This is a genomic window from Winogradskyella wichelsiae (assembly GCF_013403925.1).
GTDB lineage: Bacteria > Bacteroidota > Bacteroidia > Flavobacteriales > Flavobacteriaceae > Winogradskyella > Winogradskyella wichelsiae.
The window spans coordinates 53,252-73,987 of sequence record NZ_JABFDJ010000001.1; the positions used below are offsets into that span (position 1 = coordinate 53,252).

A 20,736-nucleotide genomic window follows, 5' to 3' on the forward strand; every position below is an offset into this window, starting at 1 on the left:
TTCAAAAATACGACATATAAAATGTCCTTAATATTTTAAGAGATATTTAATAGCATACATTTTATAAACTTATGCAATAATTGTAATTTTAAGCACCATGAAAAAACCTGACTTAGACGTATTAATTATTGGTGCTGGACCCATAGGGATTGCTTGTGCACTGGAATGTAAAAAACGAAATCTGAATTATTTAGTGTTAGAAAAAGGAGCATTAACCAATTCTCTTTTTAACTACCCATTGAACATGACCTTCTTTTCAACTTCTGATAAATTAGAAATTGATGATATTCCTTTTATAAGCAACAACCCTAAGCCAACAAGAAACGAAGCTTTAGAATACTATAGACGTGTCACGACTTCAAAAGCTTTGAATATTAATCTGTATGAAAAGGTAGAAGCCTTAAAAAAAACAGAGCATGGTTTTAATATCCAATCTAACAAAGATAATTATAAGGTACGAAAGGTAATTATTGCAACAGGTTTTTATGACATTCCTAATCTATTAAATATTCCTGGAGAAGATTTACCTAAGGTATTTCATTATTATAAAGAAGCACATCCTTTTACATTACAGAATGTGGTTGTCGTTGGTGCAAGTAACTCCTCTGTAGATGCTGCATTAGAAATCTATAGAAAAGGCGGAAATGTCACCATGGTCATTAGAGGTGAATCCATTGGAGAACGAGTAAAATATTGGGTAAAACCAGATATTTTAAATCGAATTAAAGAAGGGAGTATTAAAGCTTATTTTAACTCTAAAATTAAAGAAATTACACCTACAGAGGTTATAATAAATACACCTAATAGTAAACAAACTTTAGATAACGATTATGTTATTGCCTTAACAGGTTATCATCCTAATTTTGAATTATTAGATACTGCCGGAATTGAGTTTTCTAAAGACGGAAAACGCATTCCGAGTTATAATTCTGAAACCATGGAAACAAATGTAAAAGGGCTTTATTTAGCTGGTGTGATTTGTGGTGGTATGGAAACCCATAAATGGTTTATAGAAAATTCTAGAATACATGCCAAAATGATTGTTGATGATATTGAAACCAAACCTTTATAGATTTATTTTGTCGGTGGTTTTACTTCACTATATTTTACAACATGAGATAGAATAATCTGAGTTTTAGTTTCTCCATAACTTATTAATTGATCGATAAAGATTTCTAAGTGTTTCTGATTTTTTAAAACGACCTCCATTACAATATTTTCATTTCCTGTAATTCGGTAACAATTAACAACCTCATCGTAAGTTTTTACCTTTTCTAAAAAAGGTTTAAGCATCCCCATAAATGCTCTTAACGTAATTAGGGCCTTAAGCTGATAGCCAACCTCTAATGGAGATATAAAGGTGGTGTAACCTTGAATAACTTCAGCATCTTCTAATTTTTTTATACGCTCTGAAACAGCTGGAGATGTCATACCAACTCTTCTGCCTATTTCGGCATTAGACATACGTGCGTTTTGTTGAAGACACTTTAAAATTTTCCAATTAAAATCATCTATAGTCATCTAAAGTAAATATTAAGAAATAACACCATTTCTAAAGTAAATATACAACTTAGCTTTAAAAGCTAAAGTTAAATTTAGATTATAGTCCTTAAATTCGTAACAATTGCTACACAAATCATGAGCTACAATTTACCATCTCATTTATTTCATTTGCCTATTTACCAAAAGGCCATGGATATTATTGTGCTTTCGCGAAGTATCTCTACCTATCTTAATCAAGATTTAGCATATCTAAATGCAGATGGTACTGAGGATAATGACATCTATTTCTCAGGAGATATCGTTCAACAATCCACAAGTCTTGCACCTGAAATCATTAATGCGGAACTTGAAAAATGTTCCCATAAAAAGAATAGGCATCTAGAAAGTCTAGATCGTTTAACCACGCGATTATATACCAATTGTAGACGATTAGAAAAATCAAATAGTAATGGTAAAGATTACTTACCTATTCTACGTGGTGAATTAAGAAAATTTAGAAAACTACAACGTCACTGGATGATGACGTTATAAATTATAACTACTATTTTAAAAGATGCGCATTACTCATAAATGCATTCTGGTAATTTTTAATTCTAGAATTCATTTCGTCAGCCATAATTATAAACTGACATTTATTAAGACTTTCAGATAAACGTAAAATATGATTATAACCATTATGCCTGCCTAAATAGTCAGCATCTTCAATAGCCAATAACTGTACTTCACCTAAATGAATTCCATTTAAAAAATAAAGTTTACTTAATCTAGCAGGAGTTGCAATTACAATATCTTGTCCGTAATATACCTCTGTTTTTTGCTTTTCAATATCGTATTCATCATACAAAGCATACACTCTTAAATCTGTTGTATTAGTAAATCTTTCAAACTCTTCTTTTAAACGTAAAGCTTCCTTCTTATTTTCAACAACAATAATAGCTCTTGGCGAATCTTCAAAAGCTTCTGCCTTTAGTTTATGAATCGTTGCTATAATAAGCGCTGTAGTTTTACCACTTCCTTTTGGCGCAATAATATAAGCATCCGCACCACCTTTTAAAGTTGGTAATACTTTTTTCTGAAATGGATTTGAAGTTTCAAATCCTTCATTTTCCAAGGATTCTTTTAATAAAGGGTGTAGTTTTTTGAAAGACATCTGAGTAAGTAATAAAAATAGCTTGATTAGTTATTTTGCTATTAATCTTCAAAGGTACGATTATTGACAAACTTTACAGTCTGCTTTGTCTTGTATTTCTCCAACCAAATGACCATCTTCATTCATCTTAAAACCACAACAGTCCATAAAACCTTGTGCAATCTGCTTTCTTGCACGTTGAATTTGCGATTTCACTGTTGGTAAAGATAAATTTAATTGGTTAGCAACCTCTTGTTGCTTAAGACCTTTAATATCTGATAGAAACAAAGGATCTCTATATTTTTTTGGTAAATTCACTAAAATTCCCCTTAAGCAATCTTGTTCTGTATGTCCTTTTGGTAGAGGCTCTGATTCAATTTCTAAATCTTCAACAGTAATAGCTAGCTTGTTAGTTCTAAAATAATCTAGAATCGTATATCTAGCAATTGAAAACAACCAAGGTTTTAGCTTTGTTTCATCCTTAAGAGTATGTAGTTTAGTATGAACTTTAATAAATGTCTCTTGCAAAATATCATCAGTAACCACAACGTCTTTTACTTTACTTAAAATAAAACGTCGAATATCACCAGAATAACTTTCCCAAACACTTTTTGTAGTCATACTTTAAATTTAACTAAAATCAGTTCGGGTACAAAATTTAGAACCCGAACTGATTATAATTTAACAATTGCAATTTGTACATGTACAGTTTTCACAAGTACAATTTTGACACCCTCCTTTTGCGCAACCTTCACAGTTGCAAGTACATTCTTTATCTTTCATAATATTATGTTTTAATGTTCACTTAATAGACGAAGAACTTTTAAAAAAGATGCAAAAAGATGTGATTATTTTTTCAAATTAAATTACTTCACCAATATTATTGCCTCATGAGAGATTGGAAAATTACACGAGTTAGCGATAAAACAAAGTTCATTTGCTTTTTTATGTAATTGTAACGCTAATTCTTTTTGGTTTGCATTGTTGATAGTAACAACAGGTTTTAGCCTTACAACTTTAAAACTTCCGCTTCCCGAAGATTCTACTTCTAAATCTCCTTCAGACCTATCTAAATAACTTAATACTTCAATTTGATGCTGTGCACAGGCATACAAATAAGACATCATGTGGCAAGATGTTAATGCAGACAATAATAAATCTTCAGGATTATATAATGAATCATCACCTCTAAATATTTTTGCAGCAGAGACTTGTAATGGTGAAACTTTATTTACAATTGAAACATCATGATTCCTGCTAAATGTTCTCGGACTCATTGTGCTTTCTCCATCACTAAGTGACCAATTTACTGAAGCTTTAAAAGTATGTTTCATAACTATTTTTAATTTTGAATGTAAAAAAAAGCGTTTCATAAAGAAACGCTTTTTAGTTTACACAAAAAAATGATTTATTTCTCTGCTTACATATTACGACGATACTGACCACCAACTTCAAATAACGACGACGTGATTTGACCTAAGGAACATACTTTACAAACCTCCATTAAAGCTTCAAAAATATTTTCATTATTTATGGCTTTTCGTTGCAACTCACTTAATAATTCTTCTGTATTATGTGCCTCATGCAAACTCTCTAAAGTTTTAATCTGAAATTGTTTTTCTTCTTCTGTTGCTCTAATCACTTCCGCAGGAACAACCGTTGGTGATCCTTTAGAACTTAAAAAGGTGTTTACACCTATAATTGGAAACTTTCCGTTATGCTTTAATGTTTCGTAATACAAGCTTTCTTCTTGAATTTTACTTCGTTGGTACATCGTTTCCATAGCGCCTAGCACTCCTCCACGTTCCGTAATACGATCAAATTCTAATAAAACAGCTTCTTCAACTAAGTCCGTTAATTCTTCAATTATAAATGATCCTTGAATTGGATTTTCATTCTTAGCTAAACCTAATTCTTTATTAATAATCAACTGAATAGCCATGGCTCTACGAACCGATTCTTCTGTTGGTGTTGTAATTGCCTCATCATACGCATTGGTATGAAGCGAATTACAGTTATCATAAATTGCATACAATGCCTGAAGTGACGTACGAATATCATTAAAATCAATTTCTTGGGCATGTAAACTACGTCCCGAAGTTTGAATATGATATTTTAACATCTGCGCTCTTGGGTTAGCACCATATTTATGCTTCATCGCTTTGGCCCAAATTTTACGTGCCACACGACCAATAACAGCATATTCTGGATCAATTCCGTTTGAAAAGAAAAACGATAAGTTTGGCCCAAATTTATTGATATCCATTCCTCTACTCAAATAGTATTCTACATAAGTAAACCCGTTAGATAACGTCAATGCTAATTGCGTAATAGGATTGGCTCCTGCTTCTGCAATATGATACCCAGAAATAGATACAGAATAGAAGTTTCTAACATTATTCTCAATAAAATATTCTTGAACATCTCCCATTAAACGCAAAGCAAATTCCGTAGAAAATATACAAGTATTTTGTGCCTGATCTTCTTTTAAAATATCTGCTTGAACGGTTCCTCGTACTTGAGCAATGGTATTCTTTTTTATTTCTGCATAAACATCAGATGGTAAAACTTGGTCTCCGGTAACTCCTAAAAGCATTAAACCTAATCCGTTGTTTCCCTCTGGTAAATCACCATTATATGATGGACGTATTTTTCCTTTATAGATTTTTGCGATTTTAGCTTCAACTTCTTTTTCTAACCCATTCTCTTTGATATAAAATTCACATTGTTGATCAATAGCTGCATTCATAAAGAAACCTAACAACATTGGCGCAGGACCATTAATAGTCATACTCACAGAAGTCATAACGTTTGCTAAATCGAAACCAGAATATAATTTTTTGGCATCATCTAAACAACAGATAGAAACACCTGCATTACCAATTTTACCGTAAATATCTGGACGCAAATCGGGATCATTACCATAAAGTGTAACACTATCGAAAGCTGTAGATAATCGTTTAGCGGGCAAACCCATACTTACGTAATGAAAACGCTTATTAGTTCGCTCTGGCCCACCTTCACCGGCAAACATTCTTGCAGGATCTTCACCTGTTCTTTTAAAAGGATATAAACCTGAAGTGTACGGAAATTCTCCTGGTACGTTTTCTTGCAAACACCATCTTAAAACATCCCCCCAAGCTTGATACTTTGGTAAGGCTACTTTTGGAATTTGAGAGTGTGATAAAGATTCTGTGTGCGTTTCAATTTTTATTTCTTTGTCTCTTACCTTAAAGCTATAAATTGGATCTTTATATTTATTTACTTTTTCATCCCAACCTGTAATCACTTCCCAATTGTAAGGATCTAGGTTTAGTTTTACACGATCAAATTCAGCAAATAATAATTTTAATAATTGAATTTGAGATTCTTCTTCAGTCGTGCCTCCTTCTGTTGAAATAGCAACCCCTTTATCATTTTGAGCTTGTTGAAGAATTTCTTCATAATCTAAACCTAATTTACCAATGAAAGACCTTTCAACTGCGCTCAAGGTGACATTAGCTACGGAACATATTGCTTTATAAATTCCGTAAAGTTTCTGAGCAACTTCAACCTGAACATTTGCTGTTTTATCATACGCACGATTGCTCTCTGCGATTTCAGATAAATAACGTGTTCTTGATGGTGGAATTACAAAAATCTTCTCACTCATTTCCTGAGAAATCTCGAATGTAGAATTTAAGTCCGAATTTGCTTTTTCAACCAATTTATCCATTATCGCTTTGTAAAGCGTATTCATTCCTGGATCATTAAATTGAGACGCAATGGTTCCGTAAACCGGTAAATCGTCTTGGTGCACATCCCAAAGATGATTATTACGCATGTATTGTTTTTTTACATCACGTAACGCATCTAAAGAACCTCGTTTATCAAATTTATTGATGGCTACTAAATCAGCAAAATCTAGCATATCAATTTTTTCAAGCTGAGTCGCTGCACCAAATTCTGGTGTCATTACGTAAAGTGCCACATCAGAATGTTCCATAATTTCTGTGTCCGATTGTCCGATACCAGAAGTTTCAAGAATAATTAAATCGTATTCAGCAGCTTTTAAAACCTCTATAGCCTCATTTACATATTTAGATAATGCTAAGTTAGATTGACGTGTTGCCAAACTACGCATGTAAACTCTAGGCGAATTAATGGCATTCATACGAATACGATCTCCTAAAAGTGCACCTCCTGTTTTTCGTTTTGAAGGATCTACAGAAACTAAACCAATTGTTTTCTCAGGGAAATCGATTAGAAAACGACGAACAAGCTCATCAACTAATGATGATTTACCAGCACCACCTGTTCCTGTAATTCCAAGAACTGGTGTTTTTGAATTCTTATTTTTTTCATGAATAGCATCTAATGCATCCTTTGCAACTTCAGGAAAGTTTTCAGCTGAAGAAATTAATCTTGCAATGGACTTCGGATTTTTTTCATGCAACGTTTTAACCTCATCATTAAGCTGATCACCAATGGCATAATCCGATATTTGAACCAAATCGTTAATCATACCTTGCAAACCAAGACTTCTACCATCATCAGGAGAATAGACTCTGGTAATTCCATAATCCATTAATTCCTTAATTTCTTCAGGAAGAATAACACCACCTCCACCTCCGAAAATTTTAATATGACCTGCTCCTTTTTCTTTAAGCAAATCGTACATGTATTTAAAATATTCGTTATGCCCTCCTTGATAAGATGTCAATGCAATTGCGTTAGCATCTTCTTGTATGGCAGTATTGACAACTTCTTCTACACTTCGATCGTGTCCTAAATGAATCACTTCTACTCCAGTAGATTGAATGATACGGCGCATAATATTAATTGAAGCATCATGCCCATCAAAAAGCGATGCTGCAGTTACTATACGTACTTTATATTTTGGCTTATAAGGTGTTATTTGTTCCATTCGTAAAAATATAGCTTATTTAATCAGCAAATCTAAGAAATATCCAAAAAAGTCAAGCAACAATTAAAAAATATCTAAAACTTATAGATTTTTATTAAAGCATACAATTTTAATTACTTTTAACAATTCATTCAATATTCATTTTATGCAGAAAATAACATTACTTATAAACTGTAAAGACCAGCCTAATATTATTGCGTCTGTAACTAATTTTATGGCTACAAACGATGGCAACATTGTTTATATAGATCAGTATGTTGATAGAGAACAGCATATCTTTTTTATGCGTTTGGAATGTGAATTTATTTCAAATTCGTTTTCAGTTGAAGCATTTAAAGAACTTTTCAAAAATTCTTTAGTTGAAAAGTTCAAACTTAAATGGCGCATGTACGCTGCTGAGAAAAAACCTAAAATGGCATTGTTTGTTTCTAAATATGATCATTGTTTATACGATATTTTAGGACGTTATAATTCTGGTGAGCTATTCTTAGAAATCCCTTTTATATTAAGTAATCACTTAGATTTAAAACCTATTGCAGACAGCTTTAATATTCCTTTTTATCATGTTCCTGTTACAAAAGCAACAAAACATGAAGCAGAACAAAAGCAATTAGAACTTTTAGCAAAACATAATATTGATTTTATTGTTTTAGCCCGATATATGCAAATTGTATCTCAAACTTTAATAGACAAGTATCCTAATAAAATTATTAATATTCATCATTCTTTTTTACCTGCTTTTGTCGGTGCTAAACCTTATCATTCCGCATATAAGCGAGGTGTTAAAATTATAGGATCTACAAGTCATTATATAACAGAAGAACTTGATGCCGGACCAATTATTGAACAAAACGTAGCCCAAATTTCGCACAATAACTCCATAAAAGACTTAATTGCGAAGGGTAGAGATCTCGAAAAAATTGTTTTATCTAACGCCATTAAACTGCATACCATGAGAAAAGTTATGGTTTATAATAATAAAACTATAATTTTCTCGTAAAAGTGACCAAACTGAATAACTGGTGTCTATTAAATAGTGTTAAACTCGTATTAAGGTTTTTTTTTCTATATGTATGTTAAAACCTTATAAATTATATTTGACCACTAACAAAAACTAAAAATTATGATAAAAAGAATTTTAGCCTTAATTGTTGTTTGCAATTTAATGGCCTGTGCAGAATTACAACAAGTTGTAGATTCATTGCCTCAAGGAACAACTGATGTTTTAGGAAATGCTGATATCGCTGCAGGATTGAGAGAAGCCTTAGACTTAGGCATTGAAAAACAAGTTGCCAAACTAACCACAGAAGATGGCTTCTATAAAAATGAATTGGTGAAAATTGTATTACCAGAAGAATTACAAAAAGTAGATAGCGCTTTGCGTAAAATAGGATTAAGTAGTTTAGCTGATGAAGGTTTAAAGGTACTTAACAGAGCTGCAGAAGATGCTGTATCTGAAGCAACACCAATATTTGTGAATGCTGTTAAAGACATTACGTTTGATGATGCTAAAACTATTCTTTTAGGAGAAGATAATGCAGCGACATCTTATTTGACGACAAAAACTCAAACAGAGCTTTACGACAAGTTTAAGCCCGTTATTAATAATTCTTTTAGTAAAGTTGGCGCGGATAAAATTTGGGCTAATTTAATTACAAAATATAACAACATTCCTTTAACTAGTAATGTTAATCCTGATTTAACTGATTACGTTACAACAGAAGCATTAGATGGTGTTTACACTATGATTGCTGTAGAGGAATTAGAAATTAGAAATTCAGTAGCATCTCGTAGTACAGATTTATTGAAAAAAGTCTTTGCCCTACAAGACTAAAAACATATTTACTTAAATAATACATAAATATTTAAGCTAAAATCATTTGTTCTAGCTAAATTTTAGTAATTTAATAAAATAATTATTAAAATTTAGCAGTGAACAATTCAGACCAACTTCTAAAAAAGAGAATCAAGCTTAAACAAAAGTATAATCAACTCATTGAGGATGCTTATAATTTAAGACAAAGCGACCACGCTTTAAGTGACTTTTCAGAATATAAAGCTACAAAAATTCTCTACAAAATAAATAAGTTAGAATTTTTAGTGAGAAATTCTAATAGGCAACAACAATAGCTCCTAGTATTTAATTTCTCATTTAATAAAACTTACTTAATTATAACCTAACATTATCGTAACCTTGATAACAATTAAAGTTACGATCTTTGTTATGCAAAAGATTGAGATTAGTTAAGTCTTAATAAAGTTAGTTTAGAGTAAAGTCGATATTTAGTTAGGTATCGACTTTTTTGTATTTAATTCTGAAGTGTTTTAAAATACGGATAAGATTTTAGTAAACGACTACCATACCAAGAAAACAGCTCACCATCAACAATCTTTATTTTCTTTTCAGGAAACTGAGACTGCAACTCTAATACATCTGCTTCTTTAAACGGAAAAGGTTCTGTGGATAGAAAAATAAGATCAGCCTCTTTTAATTTTGAATTATTAAAATCAATTTCTGGATAACGCTTTTCTGACTCAAAAACATTTATAAATCCAGCTTCATTAAGCATGACATTTATAAAATTATCCGAAGCTGCAACCATCCAAGGTTTTTTCCAAATAAAATAAGCAACTTTTAATTTCGCGTTACCTTGATTTTGAAGTTGAAAGGCTTCACGTTCTAATTGAATATTTGATACTAAAGTTGAAGTTGTTCTTTCAATTTCAAAGATATCCCCATACATATTTATAAGTTCAAAACTATCTTCAAGATTATAAACATCACTAATATGAATTGGTGCAATACCTGTTAAATCTTCGATCATTTCCTTAGTATTTTCCTCTTTATTACAAAGAATAATATCGGGACGAAGTGCTTTTATTTTTTCAATATTAATTTCTTTCGTTCCACCAACAACCACCTTAGACATTCTAAGATGATTTGGATGTACACAAAACTTAGTAACGCCTACAATAAATGCTTCTAGACCTAAATCTACTAAAAGCTCTGTTTGTGAAGGTACTAATGAAACAATACGTTTTGGTTTACGACCAAATAGAAGTTTACGGTTTAATTGGTCTTTACACGTTTTCATTAAAGAAATTTAAATTTTTAAGTTGTAATTATTTAGAGAAATTTAGGCTTTCAATTCTATTGCCATTTGTAACTGAAGTTCTTCAGCTTTTTGTGCAGCTGCTTCAGCAAAATTGTCTTCTTGTGAAGCATAAATAATTCCTCTTGATGAGTTTATTAATAAACCTACAGAATCATTCATTCCGTATTTACAAACATCTTGAAGATTTCCACCTTGAGCACCTACACCTGGTACTAATAAAAAGCTATCTGGAATTATTTTTCTGATATCACCTAAATATTCTGCCTTTGTAGCTCCAACCACATACATTAGATTTTCTGAGTTCTGCCAAGATTTAGAAGTCTCTAACACTTGCTTATACAACTCTACACCATCTATTTCTTTAGTTTGAAAATCGAATGCGCCTTGGTTAGACGTTAAGGCTAAAAGAATGGTATGCTTATCTTTAAATGCTAAAAAAGGCTCTACAGAATCCTTGCCCATATAAGGAGCAACTGTAACACTATCGAACCCTAAATCTTCAAAAAAAGCTTTAGCATACATTGTACTTGTATTACCTATATCTCCTCGTTTTGCGTCTGCAATAGTGTAAATTTCAGGATGATTTTCGTTAAGGTAATTAATTGTTTTCTCTAAAGCTTGCCATCCCTTAATTCCATAAGCTTCATAAAAAGCCGTATTTGGCTTATAAGCAACACACAAATGATGTGTTGCATCTATAATTGCTTTATTAAAAGCAAAGATCGGGTCTTCTTCTTTCAATAAATGCTTTGGAATTTTATTTAAATCGACATCTAATCCGATACAAAGAAAAGATTGTTTTTTTTTAATTTGGGTAATAAGTTGTTGTGTTGTCATAGTATAAAAAAAAGCCTCTAAAAAGAGGCTTACATTTAAATTACATCATTGTTAGCCTTTAACAACTCTGTGTTTTCAGCTAGCATTAATTCATCTATAATTTTTTGGATATCACCATTAATGATATTTGATAAATCGTACAGTGTTAAACCTGGCACTCTATGGTCAGTAACACGTCCTTGCGGATAATTGTAGGTTCTAATCTTAGCAGATCTATCACCAGAACTTACCATACTTTTACGTTTTTCTGAATCGGCAGCTTGTTGCTTCGCTAATTCTAAATCGTATAAACGTGAACGTAAAACCTTTAAGGCCTTTTCTAAGTTTTTATGTGATGATTTTTGATCCTGACAACTTACAATCATTCCTGTAGGTTCGTGATGTAATTTAATTGCAGAATATGTTGTATTCACCGATTGCCCTCCAGGACCTGTTGATGTAGTACGCTCTATACGAACTTCAGTCATGTCTAATTGATAATCAAACTCTTCAGCCTCTGGTAAAACCATAACTGTTGCAGCACTTGTATGTACGCGTCCTTGAGTTTCTGTTTGTGGCACACGTTGTACACGGTGTACACCTGCTTCAAACTTTAAAGTTCCGTAAACATCTTCACCTGAAACTTCAAAAATGACTTCTTTAAAACCACCTGATGTTCCATCACTCTGACTCACAACATCGACTTTCCAACCTTTATCGCTACAGTATTTAGAATACATTCTGTATAAATCACCTGCAAAAATACTTGCTTCATCACCACCTGTACCTGCTCTAACTTCAACGACAACATTTTTAGCATCGTCTGGATCTTTAGGTATAAGCATAAATCGAATCTCTTCTTCAAGTTTTTCTATAGTTTCCTTAGCTTCTTCAAGTTGCATTTTTGCCATGTCTACCATTTCGGCATCAGAACCATCTGCAATAATTTCTTCAGCTTCAGATACATTCTCTAATGCTTCACTATAAATTTCACCTTTATCTACAATCAGTTTAAGATCCTTGTATTCTTTCATCAGCTTGGTGTAACGTTGCTGATCTGATATAATATCTGGCTGAATGATAAGGTCGTTCACCTCATCGAACCGTTGTTTTATAATCTGTATTTTCTCTAACATCTCTCTTCAAAAATTATCGTTCAAAAATACGATAAATAATGGATTTTGAAACGTTGCATTTCATGACATTTTAACTTTCAAAAAATAAACTACCTAAATTAAGCGTTACATAACTAATATGTACAAATTTATAGCTATACTAACCTTTTACAAACAGTTTGTTGTTTGGTCATTTATTGTAAATGTCATCATTGCACTTTACACGCCTTATGCAATACCTGCACTATGTATTAAATTATTCCTTGTCATATTTTCTTGGTATTATTTTAATGAAACTACTAATAAACGAAAATTAACTATTTATAAAAATTTGGGTATTTCTTCGTTCAAACTTTTTTCTATTATATTTATAGTAGATTCCATTATAACTCTTTTACTTCTAAAATTATATACCGAATTTTTATAAACAGCAACTAAAATTGATATTTGAAATAGATAATGTAGAACTTCACTTTAAAACCAAACGCATTTTAAATGGCATTTATTTAAAAGGAGAAACAGGAAAAGTTACAGCTATTTTAGGTAGTAATGGTTGCGGAAAAAGCAGCTTACTTAATATTGCCTTTGGCAACCTGAAGCCGAAGTACATGCTTATTCGGTTGAATAATACACCACTTCTAAAACCATTATTCTCTACAGGAATTGTTAAATATTTACCTCAATATAATTTTATTCCTGATGACATGAAATTGTCTTTTGTTTTTAAATTATATAAATTAAACTGGAAAAATTTTATTGAATTGTATGAAGCATTTTCAATATATGAAAAAGCTAAATTTAATGTATTATCTGGAGGCGAAAGGCGACTTATTGAAACTTATGTGACTTTAAAAACAAAAAGCAAAATAATACTTTTAGATGAACCTTTTTCTCACATTTCTCCATTACATATTGAAACTGTAAAAAAGTTAATAGCAGAGGAAAAGAAACATAAAATAATTATAATATCTGATCATATGTACCAACATATAATTGAAGCTTCAGATACTGTTTATTTACTGAAAAACGGCTCAACTAAAAAGATTGAGAAACTTACAGAACTTGAAGATTACAACTACTTAAATGAAGGGACTTTGCAAAATAATTAAGACGAAGAGTTACTTTTCATAATCTTATCTAAATCTACTACGACACCAACACCTAAGATTTGCTTCCATTGTAATTTAGGACCAACAATAACATTTTCTTCATTTGTTATTTCATTGGTTTCAACTTCAACTTTAATATCATCATCGTATCTTAAATGAGATCCTAAAGTGGCTTTTACAAACTTATTAACTTTCATATCTAAGTTAATTTCCCACTCCAAATCAATGTTACCAAAACTATTAATATAATCCGTATACAACTCTAGGAGACTTGTGATTTTAATGTTTTCAAAAATCTCTTGTTCATACTGATTGGTTAAAAGTATACCTAACTCTTGCCTTACTTTTTTTCCATCTCTCAAAAGATTACCTTCTAAATCATAAATCGCTGGATCGACACCAAAAGATCCTTTATTTGCTAAATCATCATCTAAAACAATGGTCGTTTTTAAGGTAAATGGTGAAACATAAAAAGACATTCGCTCAATAAACCTACCATACTCCATACCTACACCAAAAAACACATAACCTGGCGCCAAGAATTTCGAAATCTCTACATCTCTATCTGGGTAAACATATCCATTAGCAAACTGTGTATTAAAACTAAATTTTGAGGAGTAAAACCAATTACTTTTAGGGTCTTTCTCTAATCCAATATTAGAAACCACCTCGATAACATCTTCTGTTTTTCTAATATTTAATTCCTCCTGTTTGTTTAAACCATATCTAACATTAAAATTAGAGTTCCAGTACCATTTTTCTTGTTTATATTTTGCTTCTGCTTTACCTGTTACAATTCCTGAAATTGAGTTGGCACCACCAGCATTCCAGTTTGTAAATGACACTTGATTAAGCGTTAGACCAATTTCCTTTTTAGTCCGCCAGCCCAATTGAATTGTTTCATTCTTCTTCTTTTGAAAATATAAAGAATCTGGCTGTGCAAAAAGCACACCAGAACCTAAAACAAATACACTAAAAATAAACCACGAGTAGTTTTTCATGCTAAAAAATTAATAAGAAAATGTACCGTATTCGCTTTCTATGGTTAACTTCTTTTTATCTGAAGCTTCTACTCTACCTATAATTTTTGCATCAACATTAAAAGATTTTGAAATCTCTATAATAGCTTCTGCAACTTCAGGTTTTACATACAGTTCCATGCGGTGTCCACAGTTAAAAACTTGATACATTTCTTTCCAATCGGTTTTTGATTGTTCTTGAATTAGTTTAAATAACGGAGGAACGCTAAACATATTATCTTTTATAATATGAAATTGATCTACAAAATGAAGAATTTTTGTTTGCGCACCACCACTACAATGCACCATTCCATGAACAGATTCACTATCGTAAGTATTAAGAATAGCTTTTATAATTGGAGCATAAGTTCGGGTTGGAGACAATACTAATTTACCAGCATTGATTGGAGATTCCTCTACAGCATCTGTTAGTTTTGTTTGTCCTGAATAAACTAAATCTTCGGGTACAGCAGCATCAAAACTTTCTGGATATTTCTCGGCTAAGTATTTAGAAAAAACATCGTGTCTCGCAGATGTTAATCCATTACTCCCCATACCACCATTATATTCGGTTTCGTAAGATGCTTGCCCAAACGACTCTAAACCAACAATAACGTCACCTGAAGTAATATTAGCATTATCTATAACCTTAGATCTTTTAATACGTGCAGTTACAGTAGAATCTACAATGATAGTCCTAACCAAATCGCCAACATCTGCAGTTTCTCCTCCGGTAGAATGAATTGTTACACCAAATGATTTTAAATCTTCAATTAACTCTTCTGTTCCATTAATTATTGCTGAAATAACTTCGCCTGGAATTAAATTTTTATTTCTTCCTATTGTAGAAGAGAGCATAATGTTATCTGTTGCACCGACACAAAGCAGGTCGTCAATATTCATAATTAACGCATCTTGAGCAATACCTTTCCAAACAGAAATATCACCAGTTTCTTTCCAATACATATAAGCTAATGAAGACTTTGTGCCAGCTCCATCTGCATGCATTATTAAACAGTAATCGTCATCATTGGTTAAATAATCTGGCACTATTTTACAAAATGCTTTGGGAAACAAGCCTTTGTCAATATTCTTTATAGCGTTGTGAACATCTTCTTTTGAAGCTGAAACTCCTCTTTGTGCATATCTTTTACTTACCGAATTACTCATTGTACAGTTTGTTTATGTTGGTTTTGCAAAAGTAAGGATTGCGTTTAATTATATGGAATGATTAGACTGGAATTAATAACAGTATTTAATTTTTTACGAATTATTTCTTTTTCTTTCTCGCCTCCAAAGTAAATATTAAGTCCTAAGCCGACTCTAATAAAGGTATCATCAGACTCCCCAGCAACTCTTCCATCAAGTTCATCTGAAAACATATAATTGTATTCTCCAAAAAGTTTTACACCAACACCTTCTACAAGAAGATATTCAAGTCCTACTCCTCCTTGCACTTTGAATTCTGTATGTTCAAAATAATTAGAAGCATTATAACCACCTCCTAAATACAAAAACGGTGTTATTTTTTTTAAGGGCATTAGTAGATATTCCGCATTAAGATCAAACGACATAAAACCTTCGTTATAAACATCTTTCACTGATAAATTATATTTATTATACGTAAAATTAACGTTTAGATGATTAGTTAAATGATATTTATAACCTGCTCTAAAATAGATTTCAAAATCGGGATTAGGATAATCTCCATTTATAATTACAGATCCCATGGCAACATCAATAACATGAATACCTCTATTTTCTAAAAAAGTAAATCTTTCTCTATTAATTTTTTCTTTAGCATTATCAATTACCTGAGAATATGTGGTATTAAAACTGATTAAAGCAATAATCACAATTAATAGCGTACTGTTGCGTTTAGGGATAAAAATCATATACTAATAAACTATAATGGTTTGAAATAAATTTATAAAAAAAGAGATAATATTCATTAATGAATTTTATCTCTTTTCCTAAAGTCAATTATAAACCTATAATTTTAAATATTTACGGGTAAATTTAATTGAACGCTAACAACCTCATCCGTACTTGTATTCTTTAAGTCGTCTGTATTGTCTTGAGTAAGAATAAGTGTTGCTCCTGCAAGAATAGCTAGACTAAGTAACAGCTTTTTCATTTCTTTAATTTATTGATTAATAACGCAACAAATATACAAAACAAACACATCGACAAAGCGACTAACACCAATAAACAAGCACTACACAATCTTTTTTTCGACAACTAGTTTAAAGCTATCGACGAACTGCACGATTAAGCAAAAACCGAATACATACTGTACGTATAAATACGTATTTCGTCGATTAGAATATATATTAAATAAACTATACCTAACTGAAATATGGTTACTTAGTAAACAAAAGTTCTCTATATTTAGTTAGTGGCCATAATTCATCATCAACCATAAGTTCTAGTTTATCGCAATGATATCTTATTTCATCAAAAAACGGTCTTACTTTATTACAGTACCCATCAGCTTTCTTTTCTAAATCAGACTCATTATTAATTAACTTTCTTGTTTCCGTCATCTCTGTCACAGCAGAATTAATAGCTTCAATATGTTCAGATATTTTTTCTATAAGCCCTAATTGCGCTTTACCCAATGTTTTAAACTGAGCCCCGTATATATCTTTAAGACCTTTCACATTCTTTATCAGTGTATTTTGATATTTTATAGCTGTTGGAACAATGTGGTTTCTTGCCATATCACCAACAATTCTACTCTCTATTTGAATGTGATGAATGTAATCCTCCATTTCTATTTCATAACGCGCCATAGACTCAACACTATTCATAACTCCTAACTCATCAAAAAGATCTATCGTAGATTTTGCTTTTTTAATTTTAAGTGCTTCTGGTGTTGTTTTATTATTACTTAAGCCACGTTTTTCAGCTTCTTTTTCCCAATCGTCACTATAACCATTCCCTTCAAAGCGTATGTCTTTAGATGTTTTTATATATTCTCGTAATACATTAAATATAGCGTCATCTTTTTTCATCCCTTTATCATCAATAAGCTTATCAACTTCCACCTTAAAATCCATTAATTGCTTAGCTACAATAGTATTTAAAACTGTCATTGGCTTCGCACAATTTGCTGTAGAACCAACTGCTCTAAATTCAAACTTATTCCCTGTAAAAGCAAAAGAAGATGTTCTGTTTCTGTCTGTATTATCTAATAAAATTTCAGGTATTTTACCAACAACATTAAGCTTTAAATCTGTTTTTTCTTTTGGCGATAATTTACCTTTAGTCACTGTCTCTAACTCATTTAACACTTTAGTTAATTGATCACCAATAAAAACAGAAATTATAGCCGGTGGTGCTTCATTAGCCCCTAAGCGATGATCATTACTTGCAGATGCAATTGCTGCTCTTATTAACTCTTCATGAGTTTGAACTGCCCTAATAGTATTTACAAAGAAGGTTAAAAATTGTAAATTACTCATTGGCGTCTTTCCTGGAGACAATAAATTAACACCTGTATTTGTGCTTAAACTCCAGTTATTATGTTTCCCTGAGCCATTTACACCTGCAAATGGCTTCTCATGCATAAGCACTGTAAAATTATGCCGTTTAGCAATTTTCTGCATCACATCCATTAATAACGAATTGTGATCTACAGCTAAATTAGCCTCCTCAAAAATAGGAGCTAATTCAAATTGGTTTGGAGCCACTTCATTATGCCTTGTTTTAACAGGAATACCTAACAGCATGCAATTATGTTCTAGATCTCTCATATAAGCCATTGCTCTAGCTGGTATGGTTCCAAAGTAGTGATCATCTAGCTGTTGTCCCTTTGCCGGAGAATGCCCAAAAACAGTTCTACCTGTCAGTAAAATATCTGGTCTAGAGATGGCTAAAGCAGAATCGATTAAAAAATATTCTTGCTCCCAACCTAAAGAAGCATTTACTTTTTTTACATTCTTATCAAAATACTTACAGACTGCTACCGAGGCATTATCTACAGCCTGTAAAGCGCGTAACAATGGTGTTTTAAAATCTAAAGCTTCACCTGTATAGGATACAAAAACTGTTGGTATACATAGCGTTTTATCATAAATAAAAGCAGGTGATGTAGGGTCCCAAGCGGTATAACCTCTAGCTTCAAAAGTATTTCTAATTCCTCCATTAGGAAAACTAGAAGCATCTGGTTCTTGTTGCACTAATTGATCTCCACCAAACTTCTCAATTGCAAGCCCATCTCCTATTGTTTCAAAAAAAGCATCATGTTTCTCTGCTGTTGCCCCCGTTAAAGGCTGAAACCAATGTGTATAATGGGTTGCTCCTTTAGAGATAGCCCATTCTTTCATTCCTGTGGAAATATGATCTGCTACGATTCTATCGATCTTAGTTCCTTTTTCTATTGCTTCTAATACGCTATTCAGTGCTGTTTTAGTTAAATACTGACGCATAGACGTCTCATTAAAAACATTTTCTCCAAAAATTTCAGAGCGACGTTTTTTTTCTTTTATCTTTAAAGGTTTTCTTCTCAATGCTGCTTTTACAGCATGAAATCTTAATGTTGACATATTATTATTATTTAGATATAAAAATACAAAATATTTAAAAATACCCAATCAAAAATAGGGTCATTGATATTAATTAATACTATTGAATCTAAACTGCCCTATTTTTTTTGATGGTAAGAAAAAAAAAGCCATATTTGTGATAGTACATAAACAATAACACAACACAAATTATGAGTAAATCTAAATTAGAGTATATATGGCTTGATGGGTATAAGCCTACTCAAAACATGAGAAGCAAAACTAAAGTTGAAGAAGATTTTAGCGGAAAATTAGAAGATTGTCCGATTTGGTCTTTTGACGGATCATCTACAAGACAAGCCTCAGGTGGTGCTTCAGACTGTTTATTAAAACCTGTTGCTATTTACCCAGATCCTGCTCGTCAGAATGGCTACTTAGTAATGACTGAAGTTTTAAACGCTGATGGAACTCCTCACGTTTCTAACGGAAGAGCTACTATTGAAGATGAAGATAATGACTTCTGGTTTGGTTTTGAGCAAGAATACTTTATTATGGATACACAAACGCAATTACCTCTAGGTTTCCCTATTGGTGGTTATCCAGCACCTCAAGGAATGTATTACTGTTCTGTTGGTGGCAAACACACACATGGTAGAGATTTAGTTGAAGAACATGCTGATCTTTGTATTGCTGCTGGTTTAAACTTTGAAGGGATTAACCAAGAGGTTGCTTCAGGTCAATGGGAATATCAATTATTTGCTAAAGGCGCAAAGAAAGCTGGAGATGAAATTTGGGTTTCTCGTTATTTATTAGATCGTTTAACTGAGCAGTACGGATACTATATTGAATACCATCCTAAACCATTAGGTAAAGATATGGATTGGAATGGATCTGGTATGCACGCCAACTTCTCTAACTCTGTTTTAAGAACTTGTGGTTCTCAAGAAACTTACGAAAAAATATGTGAAGCATTTAGACCCGTTGTAAAAGAGCACATCGCTGTTTATGGTGAGTTTAATGACCAACGTTTAACAGGTGAACATGAAACAGCTTCTATTCACGATTTTAGCTATGGTATTTCAGATAGAGGAGCTTCTATTCGTATTCCAATTATCACAGTCGAAAAAGGCTGGAAAGGTTGGTTAGAAGATAGAAGACCAGCTTCTAATGGTGATCCATACAAAATTGCAGGTCGTATTATCAAAACTGTTAAAAGTGCTAATATTTCATAATTAAGCATTTTAAAATATTTTAAAAGTCGTTTAGAAAATGTTTCTAAACGACTTTTTTTCTCCTTATATATTAACAATATCTCTAATTAATAATATTAAACCTTATTATTGATATTATTAATTACTTCACTCTTATTTATTAACACCTACAGATTACTTATTACTTTCTAAAAGTTATAAATACGTCACCTCTTCACGAGTGTTTTATTATAAAAACAATTAAACTTTAGAACTCGCAATTAAAATTGAAGCTACATCCAATATTACTGTTACCTATAGCAGC

General features: G+C 31.9%; 20 protein-coding genes. 7 read left to right on the top strand and 13 right to left on the bottom strand.

Annotation, left to right across the window (positions count from 1 at the left end; translation table 11 throughout):
- The first annotated feature begins 97 nt into the window (after positions 1–97).
- Positions 98–1,072 (top strand): YpdA family putative bacillithiol disulfide reductase, encoded by a 975-nt coding sequence (locus tag HM985_RS00260; protein WP_179374312.1) that lies wholly within the window; start codon positions 98–100, stop codon positions 1,070–1,072.
- 2 nt (positions 1,073–1,074) lie between these two features.
- On the opposite strand, the gene HM985_RS00265 is transcribed toward HM985_RS00260, so the two are convergent.
- The gene (locus tag HM985_RS00265) at positions 1,075–1,521 is read right to left on the bottom strand and encodes an Lrp/AsnC family transcriptional regulator (RefSeq protein ID WP_179374313.1); all 447 of its coding nucleotides are present in this window, start codon (positions 1,519–1,521) and stop codon (positions 1,075–1,077) included.
- A 117-nt stretch (positions 1,522–1,638) separates the two neighbouring features.
- On the opposite strand from HM985_RS00265, the gene HM985_RS00270 reads away from it, so the two are divergent.
- Positions 1,639–2,034, top strand: a complete 396-nt coding sequence (locus tag HM985_RS00270) for a hypothetical protein (RefSeq protein WP_179374314.1) — start codon at positions 1,639–1,641, stop codon at positions 2,032–2,034.
- A 10-nt stretch (positions 2,035–2,044) separates the two neighbouring features.
- Here the strand turns inward: HM985_RS00270 and HM985_RS00275 are convergent, their stop codons facing one another.
- From HM985_RS00275 to HM985_RS00290, 4 genes are all read right to left on the bottom strand, one after another.
- On the bottom strand, positions 2,045–2,653 hold the full coding sequence (locus HM985_RS00275; RefSeq protein WP_179374315.1) for a DEAD/DEAH box helicase: 609 nt from the start codon (positions 2,651–2,653) through the stop codon (positions 2,045–2,047).
- 60 nt (positions 2,654–2,713) lie between these two features.
- On the bottom strand, positions 2,714–3,253 hold the full coding sequence (locus tag HM985_RS00280; protein WP_179374316.1) for a sigma-70 family RNA polymerase sigma factor: 540 nt from the start codon (positions 3,251–3,253) through the stop codon (positions 2,714–2,716).
- A 245-nt stretch (positions 3,254–3,498) separates the two neighbouring features.
- Entirely contained in the window at positions 3,499–3,966 is a 468-nt protein-coding gene (locus HM985_RS00285) for an OsmC family protein (protein WP_179314640.1), read from the bottom strand.
- 86 nt (positions 3,967–4,052) lie between these two features.
- Positions 4,053–7,538 carry a methylmalonyl-CoA mutase family protein gene (locus HM985_RS00290; protein ID WP_179314641.1) on the bottom strand — a complete coding sequence of 1,162 codons (3,486 nt, stop codon included), beginning with the start codon at positions 7,536–7,538 and terminating at the stop codon, positions 4,053–4,055.
- A gap of 145 nt (positions 7,539–7,683) precedes the next feature.
- Here HM985_RS00290 and purU point away from each other — a divergent pair, with 145 nt between their 5' ends.
- The 3 genes from purU to HM985_RS17185 all read left to right on the top strand — a co-directional run bounded on the left by purU (position 7,684) and on the right by HM985_RS17185 (position 9,668).
- Positions 7,684–8,538: a formyltetrahydrofolate deformylase gene (gene purU / locus HM985_RS00295; protein WP_173588929.1), complete on the top strand. Its 855-nt coding sequence runs from the start codon at positions 7,684–7,686 to the stop codon at positions 8,536–8,538.
- A 123-nt stretch (positions 8,539–8,661) separates the two neighbouring features.
- A complete protein-coding gene (locus tag HM985_RS00300) occupies positions 8,662–9,372 on the top strand; it encodes a DUF4197 domain-containing protein (protein ID WP_179374317.1) in 711 nt (236 codons plus the stop codon).
- A gap of 98 nt (positions 9,373–9,470) precedes the next feature.
- Positions 9,471–9,668, top strand: coding sequence for a Lacal_2735 family protein (locus tag HM985_RS17185; protein WP_179374318.1), 198 nt, complete (start codon positions 9,471–9,473; stop codon positions 9,666–9,668).
- A 179-nt stretch (positions 9,669–9,847) separates the two neighbouring features.
- On the opposite strand, the gene HM985_RS00310 is transcribed toward HM985_RS17185, so the two are convergent.
- From HM985_RS00310 to prfA, 3 genes are read right to left on the bottom strand one after another with little or no spacing between them, the layout of a single operon-like run.
- Positions 9,848–10,633, bottom strand: a complete 786-nt coding sequence (locus tag HM985_RS00310; RefSeq protein WP_179374319.1) for an ABC transporter substrate-binding protein — start codon at positions 10,631–10,633, stop codon at positions 9,848–9,850.
- A gap of 42 nt (positions 10,634–10,675) precedes the next feature.
- Positions 10,676–11,491 (bottom strand): orotidine-5'-phosphate decarboxylase, encoded by an 816-nt coding sequence (gene pyrF, locus HM985_RS00315; protein ID WP_179374320.1) that lies wholly within the window; start codon positions 11,489–11,491, stop codon positions 10,676–10,678.
- Positions 11,492–11,526: 35 nt separating this feature from the next.
- On the bottom strand, positions 11,527–12,606 hold the full coding sequence (prfA, locus tag HM985_RS00320; protein WP_179374321.1) for a peptide chain release factor 1: 1,080 nt from the start codon (positions 12,604–12,606) through the stop codon (positions 11,527–11,529).
- Positions 12,607–13,025: 419 nt separating this feature from the next.
- Between prfA and HM985_RS00325 the strand changes: the two genes are divergently transcribed.
- On the top strand, positions 13,026–13,694 hold the full coding sequence (locus tag HM985_RS00325) for an ATP-binding cassette domain-containing protein (protein ID WP_179374322.1): 669 nt from the start codon (positions 13,026–13,028) through the stop codon (positions 13,692–13,694).
- Here the strand turns inward: HM985_RS00325 and HM985_RS00330 are convergent.
- The 5 genes from HM985_RS00330 to HM985_RS00350 form a co-directional block, all read right to left on the bottom strand.
- Positions 13,691–14,695 (bottom strand): DUF3078 domain-containing protein, encoded by a 1,005-nt coding sequence (locus tag HM985_RS00330; protein WP_179374323.1) that lies wholly within the window; start codon positions 14,693–14,695, stop codon positions 13,691–13,693. The genes HM985_RS00325 and HM985_RS00330 overlap by 4 nt on opposite strands.
- Before the next feature lie 9 nt (positions 14,696–14,704).
- Complete coding sequence (locus HM985_RS00335; protein ID WP_179374324.1) at positions 14,705–15,883, bottom strand: AIR synthase related protein; 1,179 nt, start codon at positions 15,881–15,883, stop codon at positions 14,705–14,707.
- Between the two features lie 44 nt (positions 15,884–15,927).
- On the bottom strand, positions 15,928–16,608 hold the full coding sequence (locus HM985_RS00340) for a Curli production assembly/transport component CsgG (RefSeq protein ID WP_218843349.1): 681 nt from the start codon (positions 16,606–16,608) through the stop codon (positions 15,928–15,930).
- Between the two features lie 104 nt (positions 16,609–16,712).
- Positions 16,713–16,850, bottom strand: coding sequence for a hypothetical protein (locus tag HM985_RS00345; protein WP_179374325.1), 138 nt, complete (start codon positions 16,848–16,850; stop codon positions 16,713–16,715).
- Between the two features lie 226 nt (positions 16,851–17,076).
- Positions 17,077–19,263 carry a glutamine synthetase III family protein gene (locus tag HM985_RS00350; protein WP_179374326.1) on the bottom strand — a complete coding sequence of 729 codons (2,187 nt, stop codon included), beginning with the start codon at positions 19,261–19,263 and terminating at the stop codon, positions 17,077–17,079.
- 170 nt (positions 19,264–19,433) lie between these two features.
- Between HM985_RS00350 and HM985_RS00355 the strand changes: the two genes are divergently transcribed.
- Positions 19,434–20,453 (top strand): glutamine synthetase beta-grasp domain-containing protein, encoded by a 1,020-nt coding sequence (locus HM985_RS00355; protein ID WP_179374327.1) that lies wholly within the window; start codon positions 19,434–19,436, stop codon positions 20,451–20,453.
- Positions 20,454–20,736: the final 283 nt, after the last annotated feature.